The following is a 24,967-nucleotide window of genomic DNA, read 5'->3' on the forward strand; positions in this document are numbered from 1 at the left end:
CCTACGGCCCGGCGCCGGCGGCCGGGCGCCGGGTTGTTGCGAGATCAACACCCCCGCGGGACCGACCGTCGTGGATGATAGGTGTGTGGCAGACATCAAACGCGGCCGTGCTGCGCGCAACGCGAAGCTGGCCAGCATCCCGGTCGGCTTCGCCGGCCGGGCAGCCCTCGGCTTCGGCAAGCGGCTGACCGGCAAGTCCAAGGACGAGGTCCAGGCCGAGCTGATGGAGAAGGCCGCCAACCAGCTGTTCACCGTTCTCGGTGAACTCAAGGGCGGCGCGATGAAAGTGGGCCAGGCCCTCTCGGTGATGGAAGCCGCGATCCCCGAGGAGTACGGCGAGCCCTACCGCGAGGCCCTGACCAAACTGCAGAAGGACGCCCCGCCGCTGCCCGCCCACAAGGTTCACCGGGTGCTCGACGCCCAGCTGGGCACCAAGTGGCGGGACCGGTTCAGTTCGTTCAACGACACGCCGGTGGCCTCGGCCAGCATCGGCCAGGTGCACAAGGCGGTGTGGTCGGACGGCCGCGAGGTGGCCGTCAAGATCCAGTACCCCGGCGCCGACGAGGCGCTGCGCGCCGACCTCAAGACCATGCAGCGCATGGTCGGCGTCGTCAAACAGCTCGCCCCCGGCGCCGACGTCCAGGGTGTCGTCGACGAACTGATCGAGCGCACCGAGATGGAACTCGACTACCGGCTGGAGGCCGACAACCAGCGCGCCTTCGCCAAGGCCTACCAGGGGCACTCGCGGTTCGCGATACCGCACGTGGTGGCCAGCGCCCCCAAGGTGGTGGTCCAGGAGTGGATCGAGGGCCTGCCGATGGCGGAGATCATCCGCCACGGCACCCCTGAGCAGCGCGACCTGATCGGCACCCGGCTACTCGAACTCACCTTCGACGCGCCGCGCCGGCTGGGCATGCTGCACGGCGACGCCCATCCGGGCAACTTCATGTTGTTGCCCGACAACCGGATGGGCGTCATCGACTTCGGGGCCGTCGCCCCGCTGCCCGGCGGCTATCCCATCGAACTCGGGATGACGATCCGGCTGGCGCGCGACAAGAACTACGACCTGCTGCTGCCCACGATGGAAAAGGTCGGCTTCATCCAGAAGGGCCAGCAGGTTTCGGTGCGCGACATCGACGAGATGCTGCGCCAGTACGTCGAGCCCGTGCAGGTCGACGTCTTCCACTACACCCGCAAGTGGCTGCAGAAGATGACCTACAGTCAGATCGACCGGTCGGTGTCGCAGATCAAGACGGCTCGGCAGATGGACCTGCCGCCCAAGCTCGCGATCCCGATGCGCGTGATCGCGTCGGTGTCGGCGATCCTGTGCCAGTTGGACGCCCATGTGCCGATCAAGGCGCTGTCGGAGGAACTGATCCCCGGCTTCGCCGAGCCCGACACCGCCGTCGTCTAGGCGGCGGCCTCATCCTTGCGGGGACGCCCGCGCGGACGTTTGCAGCTCACAACCGCGCCGCGGTGCAGGATCTCGCCGCCCCACACACCCCACGGTTCGGCCCGCTCCAGGGCCGCGGCCAGGCACTCGCGGCGCAGCGGGCAACTGCCGCACAGGGTCTTGGCGCGCTCGAGGTCGGCGGCGGTCTCGGCGAACCAGAGGTCGGGATCGCCGGCGTGACACGGCAGGGATTGTCTGCGGGGCCGTCTGGGGACCGTCGCTGCCGACATGTCCGTTCACCTGCTTTCTGGTCGGGGTGCTGGTGATCCGGGCCAGAGTGCGGACAGTCGAGAAAACTGTGGCCACGGATCCTGGTGACTGCGGGTCCGTGGCCTCGAGGGGATGGGGTCTGGTTAGGGAGAACCCCGGTGCACGGACGGGCGAGTCGCGGCGGCGGCGCGGTGCTTGGCTTGCTTGCCCCGGGCCGCCGGCGCGGCGGCGTGGGCGGCATGCAGGGTACGCATGGTCAGCATCGCGGCCGCCCTCCTCTCGTCGTGCCTGACTGAGGGTAAACGGCCGCCGGCACCGACCGCAATCGATTTTCTAGCTGCGGGTTCGGCCGTCAGCCGCCGCGCACCATGGCCAGCACGTCGGGTCCGTACTGTTCGAGCTTGCGCGCGCCGATGCCGGGGATCGCGATCAGGGCCGCCTCGTCCGCCGGCCGCAGTTCGGCGATCGCGATCAGCGTGTTGTCGGTGAAGACGACGTAGGCGGGCACGTTCTGTTCCTTGGCGGTGTCCAGCCGCCAGGCCTTGAGCCGCAGCAACAGGTCCTCGTCGACGTCGGCGGCACAGGTCTCGCAGCGCGAGAGCATGACGGCCGCCGGGGTGGTCAGGTTGTTGTTGCAGATCCGGCAGCGGGTCGGCGTCGCCTTGGCGCGCCGCGACTTGGCCGGCGCAGCGGCGTCGGCGCGGGCCTGCGGCGCGATGCCGTTAAGGAACCGCGACGGCTTGCGGCCCTGACGCCCGCCCGGGCTGCGCGCCAGCGCCCAGCTGAGCGCCAGATGCACCCGCGCCCTGGTGATGCCGACGTACAGGAGCCGGCGCTCCTCCTCGACGGCCTCGCTGTCGGGCCCGCGCGCCAACGCGTGCGAGATCGGCAGCGTGCCGTCGGCCAGGCCGACCAGGAACACCGCGTCCCACTCGAGACCCTTGGCTGCGTGCAGCGAGGCCAGCGTGACCCCCTGGACCGGCGGCGGGTGCCGCGCGTCGGCGCGGGTCCGGAGCTCGGCGAGCAGGGCCGGAAGCGTCAGCTCCGGGCGCTGCGCCACTTCGTCGTCGACCAGCGCGGCCAGCGCGTTCAGCGCGTCCCACCGGTCCCGCGCCTTGCTGCCGGCCGGCGGTTCGGCGCTCAGGCCCAGCGGATCCAGGACGGCGCGCACCACCTCGGGCAGGGGGCCCTCGGAGCCGCGTTCGGCCGCGCGCTGCAACGCCAGCAGCGACTGCTTGACCTCCTGGCGGTTGAAGAACCCCTCGCCGCCGCGGACCTGGTAGGCGATGCCCGCCTCGGTCAGCGCCTCCTCGTAGACCTCGGACTGCGCGTTGACCCGGTACAGCACGGCGATCTCGCCGGGGGCGGTGCCGGCCTCGATCAGCCGCGAGATGGACGCCGCGACCGCGGCGGCCTCGGCGGGCTCGTCGGGATGCTCGCGGAACGACGGGGCCGGGCCGGGTGCGCGCTGACCGGTCAGCTGCAGCTTGCTGCCGGCGACCCGGCCGCGGGCCGCGGCGATCACTTGGTTGGCCAGCGACACCACCTGCGGGGTCGAGCGGTAGTCACGCTCCAGGCGCACCACCGTGGCGTCGGGAAAGCGCCGCGAGAAGTCGAGGAGGAAGCGGGGCGAGGCCCCGGTGAACGAGTAGATGGTCTGGTTGGCGTCGCCGACGACGGTCAGGTCGTCCCGCTCGCCCAGCCAGGCCGACAGCACCCGCTGCTGCAGCGGGGTGACGTCCTGGTACTCATCGACGACGAAGCAGCGGTAGCGGTCGCGGAACTCCTCGGCCACGGCCGCGTCGTTCTCGATCGCCGCCGCGGTGTGCAGCAGCAGGTCGTCGAAATCGAGCAGCGTGACCGTCTCGTCGCGGACCTTGAGCGCCTCGTAGGCGGCGTACACGGCCGCCACCTGCGCGGCGTCCAGCGGGGTGTCTCGGCCCGCGGCGGCCACCGCGCCCGGGTACTCCTCGGGGCCGATCAGCGAGGCCTTGGCCCACTCGATCTCGCCGGCCAGGTCGCGCACGTCGTCGGTGCCGACGTTGAGCCGGGCACGCCCGGCCGCCCGCGCCACCACGGCGTACTTGCTGTCCAGCAGCTGCCAGCCGGTGTCGCCGACCACCCGGGGCCAGAAGTACCGCAGCTGGCGGTGCGCGGCGGCGTGAAAGGTCAGCGCCTGCACCGCGCCGACGCCCGCGCCGGTGCGCGCGGCGGCGTCCAGCGCCCGCAGCCGGGACCGCATCTCCCCCGCCGCCCGCTGGGTGAACGTCACCGCGAGCACCTGGCCGGCGGCGACGTGGCCGCCGGCGACGAGTTGGGCGATCCGGTGCGTGATGGTGCGCGTCTTGCCCGTCCCGGCGCCGGCGAGCACGCAGACCGGTCCCCGCGGGGCCAGCACCGCGTCGCGCTGCTCGTCGTCCAGCCCGGCGGTCAGGGAATCGGCGACCGTCGGCATGGCGTCCATCTTGGCAGCGGCCGCCGACAAACGCGGCCTTCGGCGTGTCGCGCCGCGGCCGGGACCGCCGGGCTGCACCGGACCGCACCGCGCTACCTTGGCTGTCATGACGAATGCTGCCGTCACCGTTTACACGACGTCCTGGTGTGGCTACTGCCACCGGCTCATGACGGTGCTCAAGTCCAACGGGATCGCCTACGAGGCCGTCGACATCGAGGCGGACCCGATGGCCGCGGAGTTCGTCAGCTCGGTCAACGGCGGCAACCGGACGGTCCCGACGGTGAAGTTCGCCGACGGCTCGACGCTGACCAACCCGAGCGCCGCCGAGGTGAAGGCGAAGCTGGCCGAAGTCGCCGGCTGAGCGCACCCGGACGCCGCCCCCTGGCAAATTTCGGTGCCCGGTACGGCGCCCGAGCGGCGGTGTCGTTGCCGACGTGCTCGAACGGGCGAACCGACACCGGCTCGCTGCCCGCAGAACACGCCTATGCCGAGTCGTTGATCCCGAGCGTCGAAGGCGTGCGCCACATCGCCAATTTCGAAGGCCTGCAACCTTATTCGCACGCGGACCGGCACGACCCGTTCGAGGGGAGCATCAACGCACCGGGCGCGTGCCGGTCCGGTAGGAAGCGGCGACCTCACCTTCACCGAAGGCTGGAAGGAATACCCCGCGATGGCCTACAGCGGCACGACCGCCGACCTGAGGCCGGGCGGCATCGCCCCCATCAACACCGTCAGCCAGGCCGTCTCCGTGTACCGCGACGCGCGCGCGGCCCTGACCAAGCTGGTATCCAGGCTGCACGAGCGTGCCGCATTACCCGATCCCGCCTACGACGTCGCCCTGGCACGGCCGGACTCCTCGACCGTGGAACTCACCTCCGCGGCCTGGAGCCACCTGTACTGCACGAAGGCCTCGGTGTTGGTATCCGACGGCGTGCTGGGCATCGAACCGACCGAGCACATCGCCGACACCGTGCTGCACGCCATCACCGAGCGCATCCACTGCCTCGCGCGTCAGTCGAGCGCGGCCCACGATTCGATGATCACCCGCGCGATCGAGATCGAACCGGGCAGCAGCAGCTTCGACCCCGACGAGCTGCTCCAGTCGCCCGCCTCCAACGCGGCGCGCACCTCGTCGCGGGTGAACCACGCCGCCTCGACGATCTCGCCGTCGTTGAAAGAGAACTCCTCGGACGGGTCCCCCACGGCATGGAAGCCGACCATCAGCGAACGCGGGAACGGCCAGGGCTGGCTGCCGAGGTAGCGCACGTCGCGGACGGTCAGGCCGATCTCCTCGCGAATCTCCCGGGCGACGCACACCTCGAACGATTCGCCGGCTTCCACAAACCCGGCCAGCAGCGAAAACATCCCCTCCGGCCACGCGCCCTGCCGCGCCAGCACCGCGCGGTCCCCGCCGTCGTGCACCAGACAGATCACGGCCGGGTCGATACGCGGGAACTCCTCGTGACCGGTGACGGGGTCGATGCGCGACCAGCCCGCCCGCGCCGGTTTCATCGGGGAACCGTCCACCGAGCTGAACCGCGCCCGGTCGTGCCAATTCAGCAGCGCGATGGCCGACGACACCAGTTGGCTGCTGGTGTCGTCGAAGATCGGGCCGAGGCTGCGCAGGTTGAGCACCTCGACGTCCACGCCGGGGTCCTCCGGCGCCTGCAGCGCGCCCCGGATCGCCCAGACGTGGCGGCCGCCGTCGATGCGGCCCAAAAACACCGCGTCCGGCGGTGGCTCGTCGGCGAGAGCCGCCGCGGCGCCGAGCACCACCCGGCCGTCGGCGACCAGCACCTGGTTGCGCGAGTCCACCCGCAACAACGCCGCGTCGGCCCATCCGGCGGTGGCCGCCTCGATGTCGGTGCGCAGCTGGTCGGCGCGGTCGGCACCGACGCGCGAGAGCAGGGGAATCTCCCGCAGCTGAAAGTCGGCCGCCACTACTGCCCCGCGCTGCGGACGTAGAGCAGCCTGTCATTCGCCTCGATGGCGTCCGATTCCGGCGCGCCGATGCGCAGCAGCTGGCCGTCGCGCACCACGCCGAGCACGATGTCGCGCAGATGGCGCGGCGAACCGCCGATCTCGTTCTGCTCCACCTCGCGCTCGGCGATCGCCAACCCGACGTCCGGGGTCAGCAGGTCCTCGATCATGTGGACCACGCTGGGCGTGGTGGTGGCGAGGCCGAGCAGGCGACCGGCCGTCTCCGACGAGACCACCACCGAGTCCGCTCCCGATTGCTGCAACAGGTGTTGGTTCTCGGCCTCCCGGATGGCGGCGACGATCTTGGCCTTGGGGGCGAGTTCGCGTGCCGTCAACGTCGCCAGGACGGCGGTGTCATCGCGGCCCGTCGCGACGATGATCGACGACGCGTGCTGCACGCCGGCCAACCGCAACACGTCGGACTTGGTGCCGTCGCCGTGCACGGTGACCAGGTCGGCGGCCGCGGCGTGCTCGAGCGCGCTGCGATCGGTGTCGACGACGACGATGTCGCCCCGGGCGGCCTCGTCGCTGACCTTGGCGGCGACCGCCGCCTTGCCCTTGGTGCCGTAGCCGATCACGACGGTGTGGTTGCGCACTTTGTTCCTCCAACGCTGAATCTTCCACGCCTGCCGGGACCGCTCGGAGAGGACCTCCAGCGTCGTGCCGACCAGCACGGCCAGGAACGCGATCCGCAGCGGCGTGAAGACCACGGTGTGCATCAGCCGCGCGGACTCGGTCACCGGGGTGATGTCGCCGTAGCCGGTCGTCGACAGCGACACCGCCGCGAAGTACAGGCAGTCGACGAACGTCAGTTCCCGGTCCCGCACGTCGCGGTAGCCGCCGCGTTCGACATAGACGATGGCGGCGGCGGCGAACAACACCACCAGGGCGATGGCCACCCGGCGCGTGATGACGCGCGCGGGGCTGGCGGGGTCTTCGGGGATGCGCACCACGCCGACCAGTTGGTGACCGGGCTGGGAGGTCAGCCGTTGCCTGAGACCGCTCAGTTGCCGCGACTTACCGCTGCCCACGGCGGTCCATCATCGGCTCAGGCCCGGCCCACGAGACACGCACGCGATCAAATGTAGCCACCGCCGCCCGCCGCCGGGGACTTGGCATCACCCGGCGGCGCGGCCGCCCTCCGCGGAGTCGGCCAGCAACGCGGCCAGCTGGTCCGGCTCGAGCAGCTTCTCGGGAGCGACGGTGACGCCGGTGCGCACGTAATAGAAGGCGGCGCGCACCGAGGACTCCGGGATCCCGGTCAGCGCGGCCCACGCCAGGCGGTACACCGCCAGCTGGACGGCGGCCTGGCGCATCGCCTCCTGCCCCCGCGGGGGCTCACCGGTCTTCCAGTCCACGACGGTGGCCCCGCCGTCGGGGTCGGCGAAGACCGCGTCGATGCGGCCGCGCACCACGGTGTCGGCGATCGGCATCTCGAAGGGCACCTCCACGGCCACCGGTGTGCGGCTCGCCCACCGTGAACCGGCGAACGCCTCCTGCAAGGCGGCCAACTCCTGGCTGTGGCCGACGCCGGAGTCGGCCGCGCCCGGCAGGTCACCCAGGTCGAACAGCCACTCGGCGCCGTAGTACTGCTGCACCCACGCGTGGAAGGCGTTGCCCAGCAGGGCATGCGGGTCCGGGCGGGTCGGCAGCCGATGCGCCAGGCGTTGCGCGGCGCCCTCGGGGTCGCGGGCCAGGTCCACCAATCCGCTGACCGACAACTGGCTGGGCAGCGCGGGGACCGTTCGCCGCACCGACCGCGCCCGCTCGGCCAGCAGCGCATCGACGTCGGCGGCCCAGCCTTCGGGGTCGATGCCGTCCCGGGGCTCGTCGCCCGACATGGCGCGCATCACCAGCGACGCGCCGCGCTCGACATCCCCGCGGCGCCCGGCCAACGGATCGGTCGGCCACACCGCCTCCACGACGTTGTCGCGCAAGGGGTTCCGCTCACCATCGGCCGGAGCGGGCGCCCAGTGCTCCACCACTCCGCAGGGTTCGCCGGCGGCGGCGCAACGGTCGACGACGTCCTTGAGCTCGCACAGGAACTCCGAGGGCCCGCGCGGTTTGACCCCGGTGGCCGCCCAGTGGTGACCGGACACCAGCAGGGTGTCCTCGGTGCGGGTGATCGCCACGTACAGCAGGCGCCGTTCCTCGTCGATGCGCCGCTGTTCGAGCTGGCGGCGGTGATCGGAGATCGTGTCGGACAGTTGTTTTCGGTTGGTGACGGCCGAGGTGTCCAGCACCGGGATGCCCAGCGCGCCGGCCGCGGCGCGGTCGCCGCGCAACAACGGCGGCAGCTCGGCGGCGTCGGTGAGCCAGGTGCTCCGCGACGCGGTCGATGGGAACGTTCCGCCGGACAGGTGCGCCACCGCCACCACCTGCCACTCCAGGCCCTTGGCGGCGTGCACCGTGAGCACCTGAACGCGGTCGCGCGCCACCGTCGGCGGCGCGGGCGCCAGGCCGTTCTCGACCGCCTCGGCCACGTCCAGGTAGGCCAGCAGGCCCGCCGGGGACGCCGCCGCCGGAGCCGCCGCCGCGTCCGCCACGCTCGCGCGTTCGGCGTACCCGGCCACCACGTCGGCGAACGCGTCGAGGTGTTCGGCCCCGGTCCAGCCCGCCGACACCTTGGCCCGGACCTCGCAGTCGACCCCCAACACGCGGCGCACCTCGGCCACCAGCTCGGGCAGCGGATGGCCCAGGCGGGCGCGCAGCGCGCCGAGCTCGGCGGCCAGCGCGGTGATGCGCTCATATCCCGCAACGGAATACGAGCCGGCCGGGCCGGGGTCGCTGATGGCGTCGGCCAGGCAGGCGGTGTCGGCGTCGGGACCGGCCGCCATCGCGATCGCCGCGGGCGACGGCGCGTCGCCCGGGCGCATCCCGCCCCCGCCGAGGGCCAGCGCGCGCTGCCACAGCGCCGCGATGTCGCGGCCGCCGAGGCGCCACCGCGGACCGGTCAGCACCCGCATCGCCGCCGGGCCCGCCGTCGGGTCGGCGACCAGCCGCAGCATGGCCACCACGTCGGCGACCTCGGGCACCGACAACAGCCCGGCCAGCCCCACCACCTCGACGGGGACCCCGCGCGCCCGCAGCGCCTCGGCGATCGGGGCGGCATCGGCGTTGCGGCGCACCAGGACCGCGGCGGTCGGCGGATTGACGCCCTCGGCGCGGGCCCGCCGGTAGTGCGCGGAGAGGTGATCGGCGATCCACTCGCGTTCGGCGCGCACGTCGGGAAGCAACGCGCAGCGCACGGTGCCGGGTGGGGCGTCCGGACGCGGGCGCAGCGCGTGCACGGCGACCGAACGCCGCCGCGCCTCCGCCGATATCGCGTTGGCCACCTGCAGCGCCCGCGGCGGGTTGCGCCAACTGGTCCGCAACTCCAGCACGGGCGCCGGGCTGCCGTCGGACCGGGGGAAGTCGGTGGTGAACCGCGGCAGGTTGGTCGCCGAAGCGCCGCGCCAGCCGTAGATCGACTGGATCGGGTCGCCGACCGCCGTGAGCGCCAGACCGTCGTCGACCCCGCCGCCGAACAGGGCCGACAGGGCGATGCGCTGCGCGTGACCGGTGTCCTGGTACTCGTCGAGCAGCACCACCCGGTAGCGGCTCCGCAATTCCTGCCCGACTTGCGGGCACGTCGCCGCCAGCCGCGCCGCGGCGGCCATCTGACCGCCGAAGTCCAGCACCTTCGCCGCGCGCATCCGCTCGCCCAGGGCGTCCAGCAGCGGCACCAGCTCGGCCCGCTGGGTCTGGGTCGCCAGCAGCCGCAGCAGCCACTGGCTGGGGCCGCGCTCGCGCTGGTAGGGGCCCGCCGGCAGCGTGTGCACCAGCCGTTCGAGCTCCACGTGGGTGTCGCGCAGCTGGCCGGTGTCCACCAGGTGCTCGGCGAGCTGACCCCACAGCCGCAGCACCATCGAGGTGACCGCGGCCGGGGTCTTGTCGGTGTGCAACTCCCCGCGGTATTCGGTGACCACGTCGAAAGCCAGCTGCCACAACTCGGTCTCGCCGAGCAGGCGGGTGTCGGGCTCGACGGGCAACAACAACCCGTAGTCGCGCAGCAGCGAACCGGCGAACGCGTGGTAGGTGCTCACCACCGGCGTGCCGGCCGGGTCGGCGGCCGCGGCGCCGGCGGGGCCGGTCAGACCCGGACCGGCACCGGCCAGCCGGGCCAGCCGGGTCCGGACCCGGCGCAGCAACTGACCGGCGGCCTTGCGGGTGAACGTCAGGCCCAGCACCTGCCCGGGGTCGGCGTACCCGTTGGCGACGAGCCACACCACCCGCGCGGCCATCGTCTCGGTCTTGCCCGCGCCGGCCCCGGCGATGACCACCAGCGGGCCCGGCGGGGCGGCGATGACCGCGGCCTGCTCGTCGGTGGGCGGGAAAAGACCCAGCGCACTGGACAATTCGGTGGGGCTGTAGCGGGGGTTCACGCTGGGGGGTCCTCACGGTGGGCCGGGCAGCAGGGCCGGATCGGGCAGTGGGCGCAGCCGTCGTTGCGGCGGGCGGTGAACTGCGGTCCGGCCGTCGCCGCGGCCGCCCGCCGCAGCACGACGCGCCATTCCTCGCGGGCGGCCGGTGTCAACGGGTCCTGCTCGCGTTCGGTGGCACCCGCGGTCCCGGCCTTGCCGAGGTAGACGAGCCGCGCGCCGCCCGGCTCGTCGCCCGCGGCGATCAGGCCCTCGGCCACCGCGAGCTGATACATCGCCAGCTGGGCGTGTTGTTGGGCGTCGTCCTTGCTGACCGGTGTCTTGCCGGTCTTGACATCGACGACCACCAGCCGCCCGGCCGCGTCGCGCTCCAGCCGGTCGACGCGACCGCGCAGCCGGACCGTTGCACCGCCGTCGCCGTCGAGCGCCCCGTGGACCTCGACCTCGACACCGACCTCGGTCAGCTCCGCGCGGGTGCGCGCCCGCCACTCGACGAAGGCCTCGATCATGGCGCGGTGGCGGGCCAGCTCGTTGGCCGAATGCCACGGGGCCTCGAAGGGCAGCTGCTGCCAGGCCCGTTCCAGCTCGGCGAGCAGATGCGATCCGGTGCCGCCCGGTTCGGCGACGAGCGCGTGCAGCACCGAGCCGATGGTGGACCGCAGCTCGCGCGGGTTGGTTCCGCCGTGGCGTTCGGCCAGCCAACGCAGCGGGCAGTCGGTGAGCGTCTGCAACGTCGACGGCGTCAGCGTGACGACCTCGTCGCCGCCCCGCAGCGGCTCGCTGGTGCTGACCGGGTTCAGCCCGTGCCAGGTGGCCGGGTCCGCGCCGGGCACGCCGGCTTCGGCCAGCCTGGCCAGCTGCGAGGCCGCACACCGGCGCGCGCCGTCGTCCACGGCGCCGTCGGGCGCGCACACGACCCCGCGCAGCCGGCCGACCAGCGCCGCCGCGGAGAGCACCCGGGGCGCCGCCACCGGCTGCGCCGCCCCGGTTGCGGGGGCGTCATCGGCCCACTGCGCGATCTCGGAGAAGAACGCCGAGGGCAGCGCTGCCGCACCGGCCGGCCCGCCCGTGTCGCTGTCGACGGCCGTCACCAGCAGGCGGCGCCGCGCCCGGCCCATCGCGGCGACCAGCAGGCGCCGTTCCTCGGCGAGCAACGGCGCCCGCACCGACGCGTCGGCGCCCACGTCGTCGAGCACGTCGAGCAGCCGCTGGGTGCCCAGCACCCCGCCGCGGGGAACCGTGTTGGGCCACAACCCCTCCTGCAGACCGGCGATGACGACCAGATCCCACTCGTGTCCCAGCGCGGCGTGTGCGCTGAGCACCCGGACCTGTTGTGCGCCCGCCGCCGGCTCGGGGCTGACGCCCGGCAGTTGCAGCGCCGCGACGTGCTCGACGAGTCCGCGCAGCGACGCACCCGAGGTGCGGGCCACGTAGTCGTCCGTGATGTCGAACAGGGCGGTCACCGACTCGAGGTCCCTGGCCGCCTGGGCGCCGGCGGGCCCGCCCCGCTCGGCGGCCGCCAACCAGCGCCGTTGCAGACCCGACCGGTGCCAGGCGGCCCAGAGGGTGTAGCGCGGATCCTGTCCGTCCCGGTGGCAGCGTGCGGCCGCGTCTAGCACCGCACGCACGCGGCGCAGCGCGCGGGACTGCCCGCCCGGCACCGGCCCGTCGCCCGAGAGCACCTGCACCAGCAGGTCGCCGAAGCCCACGGGTGCACGGCCGGGACCGTCGCAGCGGGCGCGGTGCAGCGTGCGGCGCAGCTGCCGCAGCGAGACCGGGTCGAGGCTGCCGATGGGCCCGGTCAGCAGGTCGAGCGCCCGCTCCCCGTCGAGACCCTCGGCGGTGGCCTGCAGCACCGTGAGCAGCGCCCGCGCCGCGGGCTCGGCAAAGAGCGGCCCGCCCGCGGCGGGCCGCGCGACCGGCACCCCGGCCGCGGCCAGCGCCTGCTGCAGCCGCGGGCCGATCCGCGGCACCGACCGGACGATGACCGCCATCTGCGACCACGGGACCCCGTCCAGGAGGTGCGCACGCCGCAGCGCGTCGGCGATCATGGCCGCCTCCGCGTGCGCCGAGGCGGCCAGGCGCGTCACGACCGACCCCGCGTCCGGCCCGTCACCGGTGCCCTCGATCCGCCGGCCGCCGCTGCCACCCGGCAAGCGGCTCGCGACGCCGCTGACCGCGCGCGCCACCGCCGGAGCACACCGATGCGAGACCGCCAACGCCACCATCGGCGAATCGTCGGCGAGCAACCCGGCGGGTTCGCCACCCCGGAAGCCGAACACCGCCTGGTTGGGGTCACCGGCGACCAGCGCCAGCTCGCTGCCCGCCGCCAGCGCCCGCACCAACCGGACCGCCTGCCGGTCGAGTTGCTGAGCGTCGTCGACCAATAGGACACGGATCCGGGCACGTTCGGCCGCCAGCAACTCGGGGTCGACGGCGAAGGCCTCCAGGGCGGCGCCGACGAGTTCGGCCGCACCCAGCGCCGGCGCCGTCGCCTCCGGCGCCGACGTCCCGACCGCCGCGCGCAGCAGCATCACCTGCTCGTACTGGCGCGCGAACCGCCCCGCGGCGCTCCACTCCGGGCGCCGGCACCGCCGGCCCAGCCGTTCCAGCTGTTGGGGGTCCACGCCGCGTTCGGCGCAGCGCGCCAGCAGGTTGCGCAGTTCGGTGGCGAAGCCGACGGTGCTCAGGGCGGGCCGCAGATGGTCCGGCCACGCGGAGGCGCTGCCCGGCCCGTCCACCAGGTCCCCGGCCAGCAGTTCGCGGATGATGGCGTCCTGTTCGGCGCTGGTGACCAGCCGCGGCGGCGCGTCACCGGCGCGCTCGGCGGCGCGGCGCAGCACCGCGTAGGCGTAGCTGTGCACCGTGCGCACCAGCGGCTCGCGAACCGCGGCCCGGCACGCACCGGCGCTGCCCGACCGCAGCAGCGCCGTCGTCAGCGCGCTGCGCGCACCCGTCGGGATCCGGCCCGAACCGGTAAGCAGCAGAACCGATTCCGGCTCGGCACCGGCGCCGATGCGGGCGATCGCCGCCTCGGCCAGCAGGCTGCTCTTGCCGGTGCCGGGACCGCCGACGATCCGGACCAGCCCGCGCGCCCCCGGCGCGAGGACCGCACGCGCCTCGGCATCCCAGGTGTACGACATGGCTGCATGCAACCACGAGGGTCCGACAAGCTTTCGCAGCGCAGATTTCGCCGGCCCCGGCCGACCAATAAACTCGACCGAGGCAGTCCGACGCGAGGTGAGGAGGTATCCGATGGTGGACGACGTCGAGGGCCTCGTTCCCGACGACGAGGTTCCCGAAGCAGACGCACAGGAGCAGCGCCAGCTGGTCGACGCCGACGACGAGGCGGGCCTGGACACCGCGTATCTGAGCGCCGACGCCACGGACCGCGACGCCAACGACGCCGACGTGCTCGACCAGGCCTTCATCGTCCCCGCCGACGACGACTGGGACGACATCGGGTAAGCCGCACCTGGCACGATCGACGGGTGAGCGCAGACCTTCACGTGCACCGCTACGGTCCGTCGGGCCCGGTGCGGATGCTGGCGATCCACGGGCTGACCGGCCACGGGCAGCGCTGGCAGCATCTGGCCGGTTACCTGCCCGAGGTCGCCGTCGCCGCACCCGATGTGATCGGACACGGCAGGTCGTCGTGGGCGGCGCCGTGGAGCATCGACGCCAACGTCGCCGCGTTAGGGGCGCTGCTCGACGATCAGGCCGACGCGCCGGTGCTGGTTGTCGGCCACTCGTTCGGCGGCGCCCTGGCGATGCACCTGGCCGCGGCCCGGCCGGACCGGGTGGCCGCGCTGCTGCTGCTCGATCCGGCGGTCGGGCTGGACGGCGGCTGGATGGCCGAGATCGCCGACGCGATGCTGGCCTCCCCCGACTACGCCGACCCCGCGGAGGCTCGCGGGGAGAAGGCGACGGGCGTGTGGGTAGACGTGGACCCCGCGCTGCTCGACGCCGAGATCGACGAGCACCTGATCGAGCTGCCGAACGGCCGATACGGCTGGCGGATCAGCCTGCCGGCGATGATGTCGTACTGGAGCGAACTCGCACGCGAGGCCGTGCTACCGCCGCCGGGAACGGCGACGACGGTGGTGCGGGCCGAGCAGACCGCGCCGCCCTACGTCGGCGAGCGGCTCGTCGCGGGGCTGCGCAACCGGCTCGGACCCGACTTCCGGCTGCTGGACTTCGACTGCAACCACATGGTGCCCTACGCCAGGCCCGCCGAGGTCGCGGCGCTGGCCCGCGCGCTGCTGAGCGGTCGCTGACCGTGGCACCGGTCACCGACGGGCAGGTCGAACGGGTGCGGTCCCTGGTCGCGGCCATCCCCCGCGGCCGGGTCGTCACCTATGGCGACATCGCCGCCGTGGCCGGGCTGTCCAGCCCGCGCATCGTCGGCTGGATCATGCGGACCGACTCCTCCGACCTGCCCTGGCACCGGGTGATCACCGCCTCCGGGCGCCCGGCGCGGCACCTGAGCATCCGCCAGCTGGAACTGTTGCGCGCCGAAGGGGTGCTCGCGGTCGACGGCAGGGTCGCGCTGCGCGGGGTGCGTCACGGGTTCCCGCCCGGGGTTTAGCTAGAGCACCAGCCGGACCAGCGCCGCGGTGCGGGCCAGACCCGGAAAGGCATCGGCGGTCGAGCGCGGGTGCAGCGCATGGACCGCGAGCCGGAACATCAACGCGCGCAACAACATCTGCGGCCACTCCGGCAGCGCGTTCCAGCGTTCGATGAGCCCGTCGTCCGCGTCTCCCCAGGACAGGGCGTCGACGACGACCACGCCCGCGGCCCACGACGCGGGCCGCCAGTAGGGCGTGATGTCGGTGATCCCCGGCGCCGCCGTGCCCACGAAGAGCACCGTCCCGTAGAGATCCCCGTGCACCAGCTGGTTGGGGCTTCGGGTCGGCCGGCGCAGGGTGGCGAGCTGGTTGATCAGCTCGATCGAGCGCTGGCCGTCCGCCGTCGTCGGCGAGGTCCGCGCGCCCGGCGGGACCGAGGCCAGCGGCCGCTCCTCCCACGCCGCGCGGTCGGCGGCGATGAAGACGTCGACCTCGGCAAAGGGAGTCGTGGGGCCCTGCGTCAGGAAACGGGGCCGTTCCAGTTTGCTGGTGGCCTCGTGCAGGCGCACCGCCGTCGACACCACCTCGTCGTGCCGGGGCTCGGGTGTGCCGGCGACGAACGTGTCCGCCCGCCAGCCCGAGACCACGTACCGTCCGTCGGTCGAACGCACCGGCCGGGCCAGCCGCACGCCGTCGACGAACAGCGTCTCGCGCACCCGCGCCGACCATGCGGCGCGGGCATGGTCGACAACGATCGACAACACGACCTCGCCGCACCGCCAGCCGCCTTCCCAGCCGGCCCCCAGGGCCGCGGGCTTCACACCGGTCAAACCGAAAGCCGACAGCACATGGTCGGGCGGTGGTTCGACGCTCACACCGGTCAGCCTAATGGAGCAGTTTGCGGCTACCGGGTCAGTACAACACCATGTCGGGCTGCATCTGCTGCGCCCACGCCACGATCCCACCCTGCAGGTGCACCGCATCGGCGAATCCCGCCCGCTTCAGCGCGGCCAGCGCCTGCGCCGAGCGCACCCCCGTCTTGCAGTACAGCACCGGCCTGCGGTCCGGGGGCAGCATCGCCAGGCCCGCACCGGAGTCGATCGCGGACTGCGGGATCAGCCGGGCCCCGTCGATGTGCACGATCTCCCACTCCGCGGGCTCGCGCACGTCGATAAGGGCGAGGGCGGCGCCCGAGTCCAGCAGCTCGCGCAGTTCCCGGGGGGTGATCGAGGAACCGGCGGCCTCCTCGGGTTCCACCCCGCAGAACTGCCCGTAGTCGACCAGTTCGGTGATCTTGGGAACCGACGGGTCCTTGCGGACCGCGATCGTGCGGTAGGTCATCTCCAGCGCGTCGTAGATCATCAGCCGGCCGAGCAGCGGTTCGCCGATCCCGGTGATCAGCTTGATCGCCTCGGTCCCCATCACCGAGGCGACGGAGGAGCACAGGATGCCCAGCACGCCGCCCTCGGCGCACGACGGCGCCAGCCCGGGTGGCGGCGGCTCGGGGTACAGGTCGCGATAGTTCAGGCCGCGCCCGCCCGGGGCGTCGTCCCAGAACACCGAGACCTGGCCCTGGAACCGGTAGATCGATCCCCACACGTAAGGCTTGCCGGCCAGCACCGCCGCGTCGTTGACCAGGTAGCGGGTGGCGAAGTTGTCGGTGCCGTCGACGATCAGGTCGTACTGCGCGAACAGTTCGACGGCGTTGTCGGCCTCGAGCCGGAACTCGTGCAGCCGAACCTGCACCAGGGGGTTGATCGCGGCGATGGAGTCGCGCGCCGAGCGCGCCTTGGGCCGTCCGACGTCGGCGACCCCGTGGATGATCTGACGCTGCAGGTTGGACTCGTCGACGACGTCGAAGTCGACGATGCCGATCGTGCCGACACCCGCCGCGGCCAGGTACAGCAACGTCGGCGACCCGAGGCCGCCGGCGCCGACCACCAGGACGCGCGCGTTCTTGAGCCGTTTCTGGCCGTCCACGCCGAAGTCGGGAATGACCAGGTGGCGGCTGTAGCGGGCCACCTCCTCGCGGCTCAGCTCAGCCGCCGGCTCCACGAGCGGCGGCAACGACGTCGACATCGGTCATCTCCTCCGACGGGGTCCCCCCGGACGGGTCCCGATGACCCGAGGCTACTCAGCGGGTCGGCGAGGACCTAAGCGATGGGGAACGGCCAGGGGTTGAACTTGCAGGTCTTGCCGTCCGCCTTGACGAAATCGGGGTCGAACTGGGCGGCGTCGTCGTCCGAGGTGGAAAACGTCTGCTGCATCATGACCGGAGCCAGACCTCCCTGCTGGTCGCACGCCTGGTGACGCTCGTAGCCGATGGCGTGGCCGACCTCGTGGTTGATCACGTACTGGCGATACGAACCGATGTCCCCCTCGAACGGAACGGCTCCGCGCACCCAGCGCGCCTCGTTGATGAACACCCTCGACTGCCGGTCCGGCCCGAACGCCGGGTTGTAGCACGACGTCTCCAGCGGGAACTCGTAACCACATCCCTCGCGCACCGTCACCGGCGACACCAGCGAGATCCGGAAGTCGGGGTTGGCCCCGCTGGTTGCGTCCACCCGGATGAACGCGAACTTGGGATCGTGCGTCCAGCCCTTGGGGTTGGCCAGCGTCTGGTCGACCATCTGCGCGAACGCGTCGTCGCCACCGAACATCGTGGGGTCCAGGCCGTTTTCCACCTCGACGGTGTACCGGAACACCTTGGCGGTGCCGCGGCCGATCTGCGGCGTGGTGCCCGGCACGATGCGGTAGGTCTTGTCACCCGCCTGGGTGAACGGGCCGCCGGCCGGCAGCGTGCCGGCCGGCAGGTTGGCATCGAACGCGGCCAGCCCGCGCGGCGGTGCGTCCAGGATGACGGTGCCCACCGAGCCGATGGCCGGCGATTCCTGGACCGACTGGCTGGCCGCCGGCCTCGGCGCGGCCGTGCCGGTCACCGTCTGGTAGATCACCACCGCGGTCAGCACCACCAGCACCGGCAGCGCGTAGGCGCGCCAGCCGTATGTGGACACGAACTTTCCCAGCCAGGTTTGCTTGCGCCAGCGGCGCGAGCGGTCGCGGTCGGTCCGGGGCCGCCCGGCGCCCCGGTCGATCGGGTCGCGCAGGGCCCGTAGCGGCTCACGCCAATCGTCGCGCAGCACCGGTATCCGGTCGGTGCTGCGTACGGGCCGATCGGACGTCATTTTCCCAGGATGGCACAGGTGGCACCGGTGGTGCTCCCGGCGCGCCCGAACGCCCGGCGCGACACCCCTGCTGCCAGCACCTACGACGACGACGGTCCCGGGCACCCCGCAGGTAGTAATGTCTGTTGCCACGGGCCGGGCGCGGCCGGGCCGGCGCTGCCACGCCGGCTACAAACCAATCAGATGGGCACTCGATGAGCGATCTCACCAGGGCGGCGCGACGCGCCGTCAAGACGGGTGACCGCGCTCGGCCGGGGGACGGCGCGGCGCCCGCGAACCGCCGTGGCAACCGGTTGCCACGTGACGAGCGGCGGGGCCAGCTGCTGATCGTCGCCAGCGACGTCTTCGTCGACCGCGGCTTCCACGCGGCCGGCATGGACGAGATCGCGGAGCGGGCCGGGGTGAGCAAACCGGTTCTCTACCAACACTTCTCGAGCAAGCTCGAGCTGTATCTGGCGGTGCTGAACCGGCACGTCGACAAGCTCGTCTCCGGCGTGCAGCAGGCGCTGCGGACCACCACCGACAACCGCGAGCGGCTGCACGCGGCGGTGCAGGCGTTCTTCGACTTCATCGAGCACGACAGCCAGGGCTACCGGCTGATCTTCGAGAACGACTACGTGACCGAACCCGAGGTCGCCGCGCAGGTGCGCGTCGCCACCGAATCCTGCACCGATGCGGTGTTCGCGCTGATCAGCGCCGACTCCGGGCTCGACCCCCACCGCGCCCGGATGATCGCGGTGGGACTCGTGGGCATCAGCGTGGACTGCGCCCGGTACTGGCTGGACTCCGACCGCCCCATCTCCAAGGCCGACGCCGTCGACGGCACCGTGCAGTTCGCCTGGGGCGGGCTGTCCCACGTGCCGCTCACCCGCTCTTAGCGGCCTTCCCGGCGGCCCGCGCGGCCGCGGCCTCGGCCCCGATCCCGAAGCCGACGCGCCGGGTGTCGGCGGCGCCGATCTCGACGTAGGCGATCTTGGCGGTGTGAATCAGGAAACGGCGGCCCTTCTCGTCGCTCAGGGCGAGCAGGCCGGTGCCTTCGCGCAGCGCGGCGGCGACCAGTTCTTCCACCTCTTCGGGGGTCTGCCCACTGGAGAAGACCAGCTCGCGCGGACTTTCCGTGATACCGATCTTGACCTCCACCGTGGCCCCTTCCTCAGGTCGTGCCGTCAGGTCGTGCTGTCGCTGACGTGTCAGCCTGCAGGCTAGTGGACACCCCGGATGAGCACCGCACGCCGGGTGGATAACCAGGGTGGACAACGCCGAATAACGATTGGCTTGCAACTGGTCATCCGGCAGCGCGCGCCCCCGGACCACTGCCTTCACATCTATAGCATCGGCAACATGGGTAACACTCTGCACGACCTTCATGATCTTGACGAAGACGAGGTCCAGGATTACCCCGACGACGAGAGCCACGAGACCCTCGCGGAGAACTACGGCCAGCTGGTCTGGCCCGGCGACAGCCGCTGGCGTCCGCTCACCGCGGTCCTCGGCGCCGTGGTGGCCCTCGGCGCCATCGCGACCGCGGTGATCATCAACAGCGGCGACAGCGCGTCGACCAAGGCGACCGTGGGGGCGCCCGCACCCCGGCCGATGACCTCCCTGCCCGCCCCGCCGCGGGCCAACATGCCGCCGAGCCAGTCGACGCAGCCCCGGCTGCCGCCGGAGACGTTCACCACCGTGCCGCCCGCCGCCAAACCCCCGTCGGCGGCGCCGGCCCCCACGCCGACGGCGACACCCACCGCGGCACCGCCCCCGCTGGCGCCCCTCCCGCCGGCCCCGCCGTCCGCCGCGCTGAACCCCCGCACCGTCGTCTACAGCGTGACCGGCACCAAGGGGCTGCTGGACCTGGTCAACATCATCTACACCGACGCCCGCGGCTTCCCGCAGACCGAGTTCAACGTGGCCCTGCCGTGGTCGAAGATGATCGTGCTCAATCCGGGAGTGCAGACGGAGTCGGTGATCGCGACCAGCCTCTCCGGTCGGCTCAACTGCTCGATCGTCAACGCCGAGGGCCAACCGGTGGTGACGTCGACCACCACCTCGATCATGGCGACGTGCACCCGCTGAGCGGGACGCTCAGCCCAGCCCGAGCTCGTGCATGCGCCGGTCGTGGGTCTGCTGCAGGCGATCGAAGAACGCGTTGAGCTGACCCAGCCCGCCGGCCCCTGACAACACCAGGTCGACCAGCTCGTCGTGGTCGGCCAGCACGTACTGCGTCTGGGTGATCGCCTCGCCGAACAGCCGGCGCGCCCACAGCGCCAACCGGCTGCGCTGCTTGCTGCTCGCGGTCACCGCGGTGCGCACCTCGGCCACGACGAACTGCGAGTGCCCGGTCTCCGCCAGGGCCGCCCGCACGACGTCGGCCACCTCGTCGGGCAGTCCGTCGGCGATCTCGAGGTACAGGTCGGCGGCCAGCGCGTCGCCGATATAGGTCTTGACCAACGCCTCCAGCCAGGTGCTGGGCATGGTGAGCCGGTGGTAGTTCTCCAGCACGGAGACGTACTTGGCCATCGCCGCCACGACGTCGACACCCCGGCGTTCCAGGGCGTCGCGCAGCAGTTCGTAGTGGCCCATCTCGGCGGCGGCCATGCTGGCCATCGAGATGCGTCCCCGCAGGTCGGGAGCCATCCGCGCCTCATCGGTCAGCCGGTAGAACGCGGCGACCTCACCGTAGGCGAGCACTGCGAACAGTTCGTCGACGCCGGGGTGATCCGCCGGAACCCGCGGCGTCGGCGAATCGTCCACCTGGTCGGCCGACGAGGCTGGGGAGGCCGAAGTCATGGCAACACTGTAGTCGGCGGGCTCGGGCGAAAACGGACGCCGGCTGTCGAGCGGCTACCATGGACCTCGATAGCGGCCGTCTTCGTCCGTTACGCAGAACGCCGCTATCGGCGAAATGTGCGCGCACAGCTGGCCCGCCCGGCGCAACCGGGTGAGGCCCGGCGCCTCGGCGACGTATTCGGAGTCGGAACTCGTGCGTGCGTGACCGCGACAGAGAAACACCGACACAACACCGAACAACGTCACCGAAAGGCCCGACCTCCGCGTATGACCGCACCGACAACCACAACCGAACTGCCCCCGAAAACAACATTCGCCGAACTCGGCGTCCGCGACGAGATCGTCCGCGCGCTGGCCGAGGAAGGCATCGAACATCCCTTCGCCATCCAGGAGCTGACCCTGCCGCTGGCGATGGCCGGTGACGACGTGATCGGCCAGGCCCGCACCGGCATGGGCAAGACCTTCGGCTTCGGCGTGCCGCTGCTGCACCGCATCACGACCCGCGCCGCCGAGGCCCCGCTCACCGGGGTGCCGCGCGCCCTGATCGTGGTGCCCACCCGGGAGCTGTGCATGCAGGTCACCGAGGACCTGGCCACGGCCGCCAAGTACCTGAGCGCCGACGACGGGCGCCGCCTGTCGGTGGTGTCCATCTACGGCGGGCGGCCCTACGAGCCGCAGATCGAGGCGCTGCGGGCCGGCGCCGACGTCGTGGTGGGAACCCCGGGCCGGCTGCTCGACCTGGCCCAGCAGGGCCACCTGCAGCTCGGCGGGCTGTCCAGTCTGGTGCTCGACGAGGCCGACGAGATGCTGGACCTGGGCTTCCTGCCCGACATCGAGCGCATCCTGCGGCAGATCCCCGCGAACCGGCAGTCGATGCTGTTCTCGGCGACCATGCCGGGCCCGATCATCACGCTGGCCCGCACCTTCATGAACCAGCCCACCCACATCCGCGCGGAAGCGCCGCATTCGGCCGCCACGCACGACACCACCGAACAGTTCGTCTACCGGGCCCACGCCCTGGACAAGGTGGAACTGGTCAGCCGGGTGCTGCAGGCCGAGGGCCGCGGCGCGACGATGATCTTCACCCGCACCAAGCGCACCGCGCAGAAGGTCGCCGACGAGCTGGCCGAGCGGGGCTTCAAGGTCGGCGCCGTGCACGGTGACCTGGGCCAGATCGCCCGGGAGAAGGCGCTCAAGGCGTTCCGCACCGGCGACATCGACGTGCTCGTCGCGACCGACGTGGCCGCCCGCGGCATCGACATCGACGACGTCACCCACGTCATCAACTACCAGATCCCCGAGGACGAGCAGGCCTACGTGCACCGGATCGGCCGCACCGGCCGCGCCGGCAAGACCGGCGTCGCGGTCACCCTGGTGGACTGGGACGAGCTGCCCCGCTGGACGATGATCGACAAGGCGCTGGGCCTGGACTCCCCCGACCCGGCCGAGACCTACTCCAACTCGCCGCACCTCTACGAAGAGCTGGGCATTCCCACCGAGGCGCGCGGCAAGGTCGGGACGCCGCGCAAATCGCCGGTCAAGCGCCGCGAGGCCGCCACCGATTCGGAATCCGCGGAACGCAAGCCCGCGCGCACCCGCTCCGGCGCACGTCGGCGGCGCACCCGCGGCGGCCAGCCCGCCACCGGGCACCCCGCGGGCAAGTCGGCTCCGGCCCCCGACAGCGACGGCGGCACCGACGGACCGTCCGGGTCGCCCGAGGCCAACGGCGCGCCGAAGCGGCGCCGCCGCCGGCGCCGCAAGCTCGCCGACGGCAACGCCGTTTCCGCCACCACCTCGGACTAGAGGCCCGCGCCGCGGCATGGTCAGACCGGAGCGCCGTACCAGGGGCGACATGCTGGCCGCCGCGGCGATCGCGGTCGTCGTCGCCGTCGCCGCGTCCCTGATCTGGTGGACCAGCGACGCCCGCGCCACCATCAGCAGGCCCGCCGCCGGCCCGGCCCCCAACCCGAAGCCGGCCCGCGACGTCCCGGCCGCGCTGAACCAGCTCTGGACGGCCGCCAGCCCCCAAACCGTGACGCCGGTGGTGGTCGGCGGCACGGTCGTCACCGGCGCCGGGCGCCGTGTCGAGGGGCGCGACCCCGGCACCGGTCAGACACGCTGGAGCTATTCCCGCGACGTCGACCTGTGCGGGGTGTCCTGGATCTACCGCTACGCCGTCGCGGTGTACCGGGACGACCGCGGCTGCGGGCAGGTCAGCACCGTGGACGGGTCGACCGGTCGGCGCGGACCCGCCCGCAGCGGTTACGCCGACCCGCACGTGCGGTTGTCCTCCGACGGCACGACCATGTTGTCGGCCGGCGACACCCATCTCGAGCTCTGGCGCTCGGACATGGTCCGGGTGCTGGCCTACGGCGAGACGGACGCCCGGGTGAAGCCGTCGGCACGCGGACTGCACTCCGGGTGCCGGCTGATCTCGGCGGCGGCCAGCTCGGCCGCGGTGTCGGTGCTCGAGAGCTGCACGGACCGGCCCGACCTGCGGCTCGTCCTGCTGCGGCCGGGCAAGGACGACGACGAGCCCCGCCAGCAGGTCGTGTCCGAACCGGGCATCCGCCCCGATTCGGGGGCGCGCGTGGTGGCCGTGTGGGAGAACAACACCGCGGTGTACCTGCCGTCACCGCAGCCCAGGCTGGACGTCGTCGACGAGACGGGCGCCACGGTGTCGAGCACCCTGCTGCCCAAGCCGCCGTCGCGTTCGGCGGTCGCAGCCCAGGCCGGCAACCTGGTGACCTGGTGGACCGGCGACGCCCTGATGGTGTTCGAGGCCAGCACCCTGACGCTGCGCTACACGATTGCCGCGGGCGAGACGACCGCGCCGCTGGGGCCCGCGGCGATGATGGCGGGCAAGCTGCTGGTGCCGGTCAGCAACGCGATCGGGGTCTACGACCCGGTCAGCGGCGCCAACGAGCGTTACATCCCGGTGCAGCGGTCGCCGGGCAGCGGCGCGGTGGTGCCGGCGGTGTCGGGATCGCGGGTGTTCGAGCAGCGCGGCGACACCGTGGTGGCCCTGGGCTGACCGTCCGCCGGGGCTAGACCTCGACCGTGAACGTCGGCAGCGCCTTGCCGCTCTTCCAGTGCGTGAGCAGCGACTTCGCCAACTCGGCGTAGGCCGCGGCACCCTTGTTCCGGCGCCCGGCCATCACCGACGAACCCGAGGCGCTGGCCTCGGCGAAACGCACCGTGCGCGGGATCGGCGGGGCCAGCACCGGCAGGTCGTAGCGGTCGGCGACGTCGAGCAGCACGTCACGGGTGTGGGTGGTGCGGGCGTCGTACAGGGTCGGCAACGCGCCCAGCAGGCGCAGGTCCGGGTTGGTGATCTGCTGGACGTCGGCCACAGTGCGCAAGAACTGCCCGACGCCGCGGTGCGCGAGCGTCTCGCACTGCAGCGGCACGATGACCTCGTCGGCCGCCGTGAGCCCGTTGAGCGTCAACACGCCCAGCGACGGCGGGCAGTCCAGGATGACTACGTCGAACTCGTCGGAGAGCTTCGCCAGGGCCCGTTTGAGGGCGTATTCGCGTCCGGCGCGCATCAGCAGCATCGCCTCGGCGCCCGCCAGGTCGATGTTTGCCGGCAGCAGCGTCATCCCCTCGATCGTGGCCACCAGCGCGGCGCCCGGCTCGACCTCGCCGAGCAGCACCTCGTGCACCGACACCGGCAGCTTGTCGGGATCCTGGCCCAGCGAGAAGGTCAGACAGCCCTGCGGATCCAGGTCCACCAGCAGGACCCGCTGCCCCGCATCCGCCATCGCCGCGCCCAGCGAGGCGACCGTAGTCGTCTTGGCGACACCGCCCTTCTGGTTGGCCACCGCCAATACCCGGGTCTTAGCCACAGGCACCGCCCCTCCTCATGGACTTCGCGCTGCATCGTCCCCGCGCAGTCACAGTGCCAT

Annotated in this window: 22 protein-coding genes; 9 read left to right on the forward strand and 13 right to left on the reverse strand. The window is 72.4% G+C overall.

Annotated features, from left to right (window positions below; translation table 11 throughout):
• The first annotated feature begins 70 nt into the window (after nucleotides 1-70).
• Nucleotides 71-1,414 carry a macrolide-binding ATPase MABP-1 gene (locus AB8998_RS23390; RefSeq protein ID WP_369740021.1) on the forward strand — a complete coding sequence of 448 codons (1,344 nt, stop codon included), beginning with the start codon at nucleotides 71-73 and terminating at the stop codon, nucleotides 1,412-1,414.
• Here AB8998_RS23390 and AB8998_RS23395 read toward each other — a convergent pair.
• On the reverse strand, nucleotides 1,411-1,683 hold the full coding sequence (locus AB8998_RS23395; RefSeq protein WP_369740023.1) for a WhiB family transcriptional regulator: 273 nt from the start codon (nucleotides 1,681-1,683) through the stop codon (nucleotides 1,411-1,413). The two genes, AB8998_RS23390 and AB8998_RS23395, sit on opposite strands and share 4 nt — an antisense overlap.
• Nucleotides 1,684-2,015: 332 nt before the next feature.
• Complete coding sequence (locus AB8998_RS23400; RefSeq protein ID WP_369740025.1) at nucleotides 2,016-4,118, reverse strand: ATP-dependent DNA helicase UvrD2; 2,103 nt, start codon at nucleotides 4,116-4,118, stop codon at nucleotides 2,016-2,018.
• Nucleotides 4,119-4,224: 106 nt separating this feature from the next.
• Here AB8998_RS23400 and mrx1 point away from each other — a divergent pair, with 106 nt between their 5' ends.
• Nucleotides 4,225-4,479 carry a mycoredoxin Mrx1 gene (gene mrx1, locus AB8998_RS23405; protein ID WP_369740027.1) on the forward strand — a complete coding sequence of 85 codons (255 nt, stop codon included), beginning with the start codon at nucleotides 4,225-4,227 and terminating at the stop codon, nucleotides 4,477-4,479.
• A gap of 464 nt (nucleotides 4,480-4,943) precedes the next feature.
• On the opposite strand, the gene AB8998_RS23410 is transcribed toward mrx1, so the two are convergent.
• The 5 genes from AB8998_RS23410 to AB8998_RS23430 form a co-directional block, all read right to left on the reverse strand.
• Nucleotides 4,944-5,114 carry a hypothetical protein gene (locus AB8998_RS23410; RefSeq protein WP_369740028.1) on the reverse strand — a complete coding sequence of 57 codons (171 nt, stop codon included), beginning with the start codon at nucleotides 5,112-5,114 and terminating at the stop codon, nucleotides 4,944-4,946.
• 15 nt (nucleotides 5,115-5,129) lie between these two features.
• Nucleotides 5,130-6,059, reverse strand: coding sequence for an NAD(+) diphosphatase (gene nudC / locus AB8998_RS23415; protein ID WP_369740030.1), 930 nt, complete (start codon nucleotides 6,057-6,059; stop codon nucleotides 5,130-5,132).
• Complete coding sequence (locus AB8998_RS23420; protein ID WP_369740031.1) at nucleotides 6,059-7,129, reverse strand: potassium channel family protein; 1,071 nt, start codon at nucleotides 7,127-7,129, stop codon at nucleotides 6,059-6,061. The genes nudC and AB8998_RS23420 overlap by 1 nt, the downstream gene beginning before the upstream one ends.
• An 87-nt stretch (nucleotides 7,130-7,216) precedes the next feature.
• Complete coding sequence (locus AB8998_RS23425) at nucleotides 7,217-10,522, reverse strand: ATP-dependent helicase (RefSeq protein ID WP_369740033.1); 3,306 nt, start codon at nucleotides 10,520-10,522, stop codon at nucleotides 7,217-7,219.
• Nucleotides 10,519-13,662, reverse strand: a complete 3,144-nt coding sequence (locus AB8998_RS23430; protein WP_369740034.1) for an ATP-dependent helicase — start codon at nucleotides 13,660-13,662, stop codon at nucleotides 10,519-10,521. Before AB8998_RS23430 ends, AB8998_RS23425 begins: the two co-directional genes overlap by 4 nt.
• A gap of 112 nt (nucleotides 13,663-13,774) precedes the next feature.
• Between AB8998_RS23430 and AB8998_RS23435 the strand changes: the two genes are divergently transcribed.
• Genes AB8998_RS23435 through AB8998_RS23445 form a run of 3 tightly spaced genes read left to right on the forward strand, consistent with a single transcriptional unit; the run spans nucleotide 13,775 to nucleotide 15,107 of the window.
• A complete protein-coding gene (locus AB8998_RS23435; RefSeq protein WP_369740035.1) occupies nucleotides 13,775-13,987 on the forward strand; it encodes a hypothetical protein in 213 nt (70 codons plus the stop codon).
• A 23-nt stretch (nucleotides 13,988-14,010) separates the two neighbouring features.
• Nucleotides 14,011-14,796 (forward strand): alpha/beta fold hydrolase, encoded by a 786-nt coding sequence (locus AB8998_RS23440; RefSeq protein ID WP_369740037.1) that lies wholly within the window; start codon nucleotides 14,011-14,013, stop codon nucleotides 14,794-14,796.
• A gap of 2 nt (nucleotides 14,797-14,798) precedes the next feature.
• Nucleotides 14,799-15,107, forward strand: a complete 309-nt coding sequence (locus AB8998_RS23445) for an MGMT family protein (protein ID WP_369740039.1) — start codon at nucleotides 14,799-14,801, stop codon at nucleotides 15,105-15,107.
• Here AB8998_RS23445 and AB8998_RS23450 read toward each other — a convergent pair whose 3' ends face one another.
• The 3 genes from AB8998_RS23450 to AB8998_RS23460 form a co-directional block, all read right to left on the reverse strand.
• The gene (locus AB8998_RS23450; protein ID WP_369740041.1) at nucleotides 15,108-15,962 is read right to left on the reverse strand and encodes a TIGR02569 family protein; all 855 of its coding nucleotides are present in this window, start codon (nucleotides 15,960-15,962) and stop codon (nucleotides 15,108-15,110) included.
• Between the two features lie 37 nt (nucleotides 15,963-15,999).
• Nucleotides 16,000-17,166 (reverse strand): adenylyltransferase/sulfurtransferase MoeZ, encoded by a 1,167-nt coding sequence (moeZ, locus tag AB8998_RS23455; protein WP_369740042.1) that lies wholly within the window; start codon nucleotides 17,164-17,166, stop codon nucleotides 16,000-16,002.
• 74 nt (nucleotides 17,167-17,240) lie between these two features.
• On the reverse strand, nucleotides 17,241-18,275 hold the full coding sequence (locus AB8998_RS23460) for a DUF3152 domain-containing protein (protein WP_369740043.1): 1,035 nt from the start codon (nucleotides 18,273-18,275) through the stop codon (nucleotides 17,241-17,243).
• 194 nt (nucleotides 18,276-18,469) lie between these two features.
• On the opposite strand from AB8998_RS23460, the gene AB8998_RS23465 reads away from it, so the two are divergent.
• Nucleotides 18,470-19,153: an HTH-type transcriptional activator FasR gene (locus AB8998_RS23465; protein WP_369740044.1), complete on the forward strand. Its 684-nt coding sequence runs from the start codon at nucleotides 18,470-18,472 to the stop codon at nucleotides 19,151-19,153.
• On the opposite strand, the gene AB8998_RS23470 is transcribed toward AB8998_RS23465, so the two are convergent.
• Nucleotides 19,140-19,415: a DUF3107 domain-containing protein gene (locus AB8998_RS23470; RefSeq protein ID WP_369740045.1), complete on the reverse strand. Its 276-nt coding sequence runs from the start codon at nucleotides 19,413-19,415 to the stop codon at nucleotides 19,140-19,142. The two genes, AB8998_RS23465 and AB8998_RS23470, sit on opposite strands and share 14 nt — an antisense overlap.
• A gap of 201 nt (nucleotides 19,416-19,616) precedes the next feature.
• Here AB8998_RS23470 and AB8998_RS23475 point away from each other — a divergent pair, with 201 nt between their 5' ends.
• Nucleotides 19,617-20,345, forward strand: a complete 729-nt coding sequence (locus AB8998_RS23475; protein ID WP_369740046.1) for an MmpS family transport accessory protein — start codon at nucleotides 19,617-19,619, stop codon at nucleotides 20,343-20,345.
• Nucleotides 20,346-20,354: 9 nt separating this feature from the next.
• Here AB8998_RS23475 and AB8998_RS23480 read toward each other — a convergent pair whose 3' ends face one another.
• On the reverse strand, nucleotides 20,355-21,059 hold the full coding sequence (locus AB8998_RS23480; protein WP_369740047.1) for a ferritin-like fold-containing protein: 705 nt from the start codon (nucleotides 21,057-21,059) through the stop codon (nucleotides 20,355-20,357).
• A 267-nt stretch (nucleotides 21,060-21,326) separates the two neighbouring features.
• Between AB8998_RS23480 and AB8998_RS23485 the strand changes: the two genes are divergently transcribed.
• Nucleotides 21,327-22,862, forward strand: coding sequence for a DEAD/DEAH box helicase (locus tag AB8998_RS23485; RefSeq protein WP_369740048.1), 1,536 nt, complete (start codon nucleotides 21,327-21,329; stop codon nucleotides 22,860-22,862).
• Between the two features lie 16 nt (nucleotides 22,863-22,878).
• Complete coding sequence (locus AB8998_RS23490; protein WP_369740049.1) at nucleotides 22,879-24,093, forward strand: Rv3212 family protein; 1,215 nt, start codon at nucleotides 22,879-22,881, stop codon at nucleotides 24,091-24,093.
• Between the two features lie 13 nt (nucleotides 24,094-24,106).
• Here AB8998_RS23490 and AB8998_RS23495 read toward each other — a convergent pair whose 3' ends face one another.
• On the reverse strand, nucleotides 24,107-24,907 hold the full coding sequence (locus AB8998_RS23495; protein WP_369741725.1) for a ParA family protein: 801 nt from the start codon (nucleotides 24,905-24,907) through the stop codon (nucleotides 24,107-24,109).
• Nucleotides 24,908-24,967 lie beyond the last annotated feature (60 nt).

This window comes from Mycobacterium sp. HUMS_12744610, assembly GCF_041206865.1.
Classification (GTDB): domain Bacteria; phylum Actinomycetota; class Actinomycetes; order Mycobacteriales; family Mycobacteriaceae; genus Mycobacterium; species Mycobacterium servetii.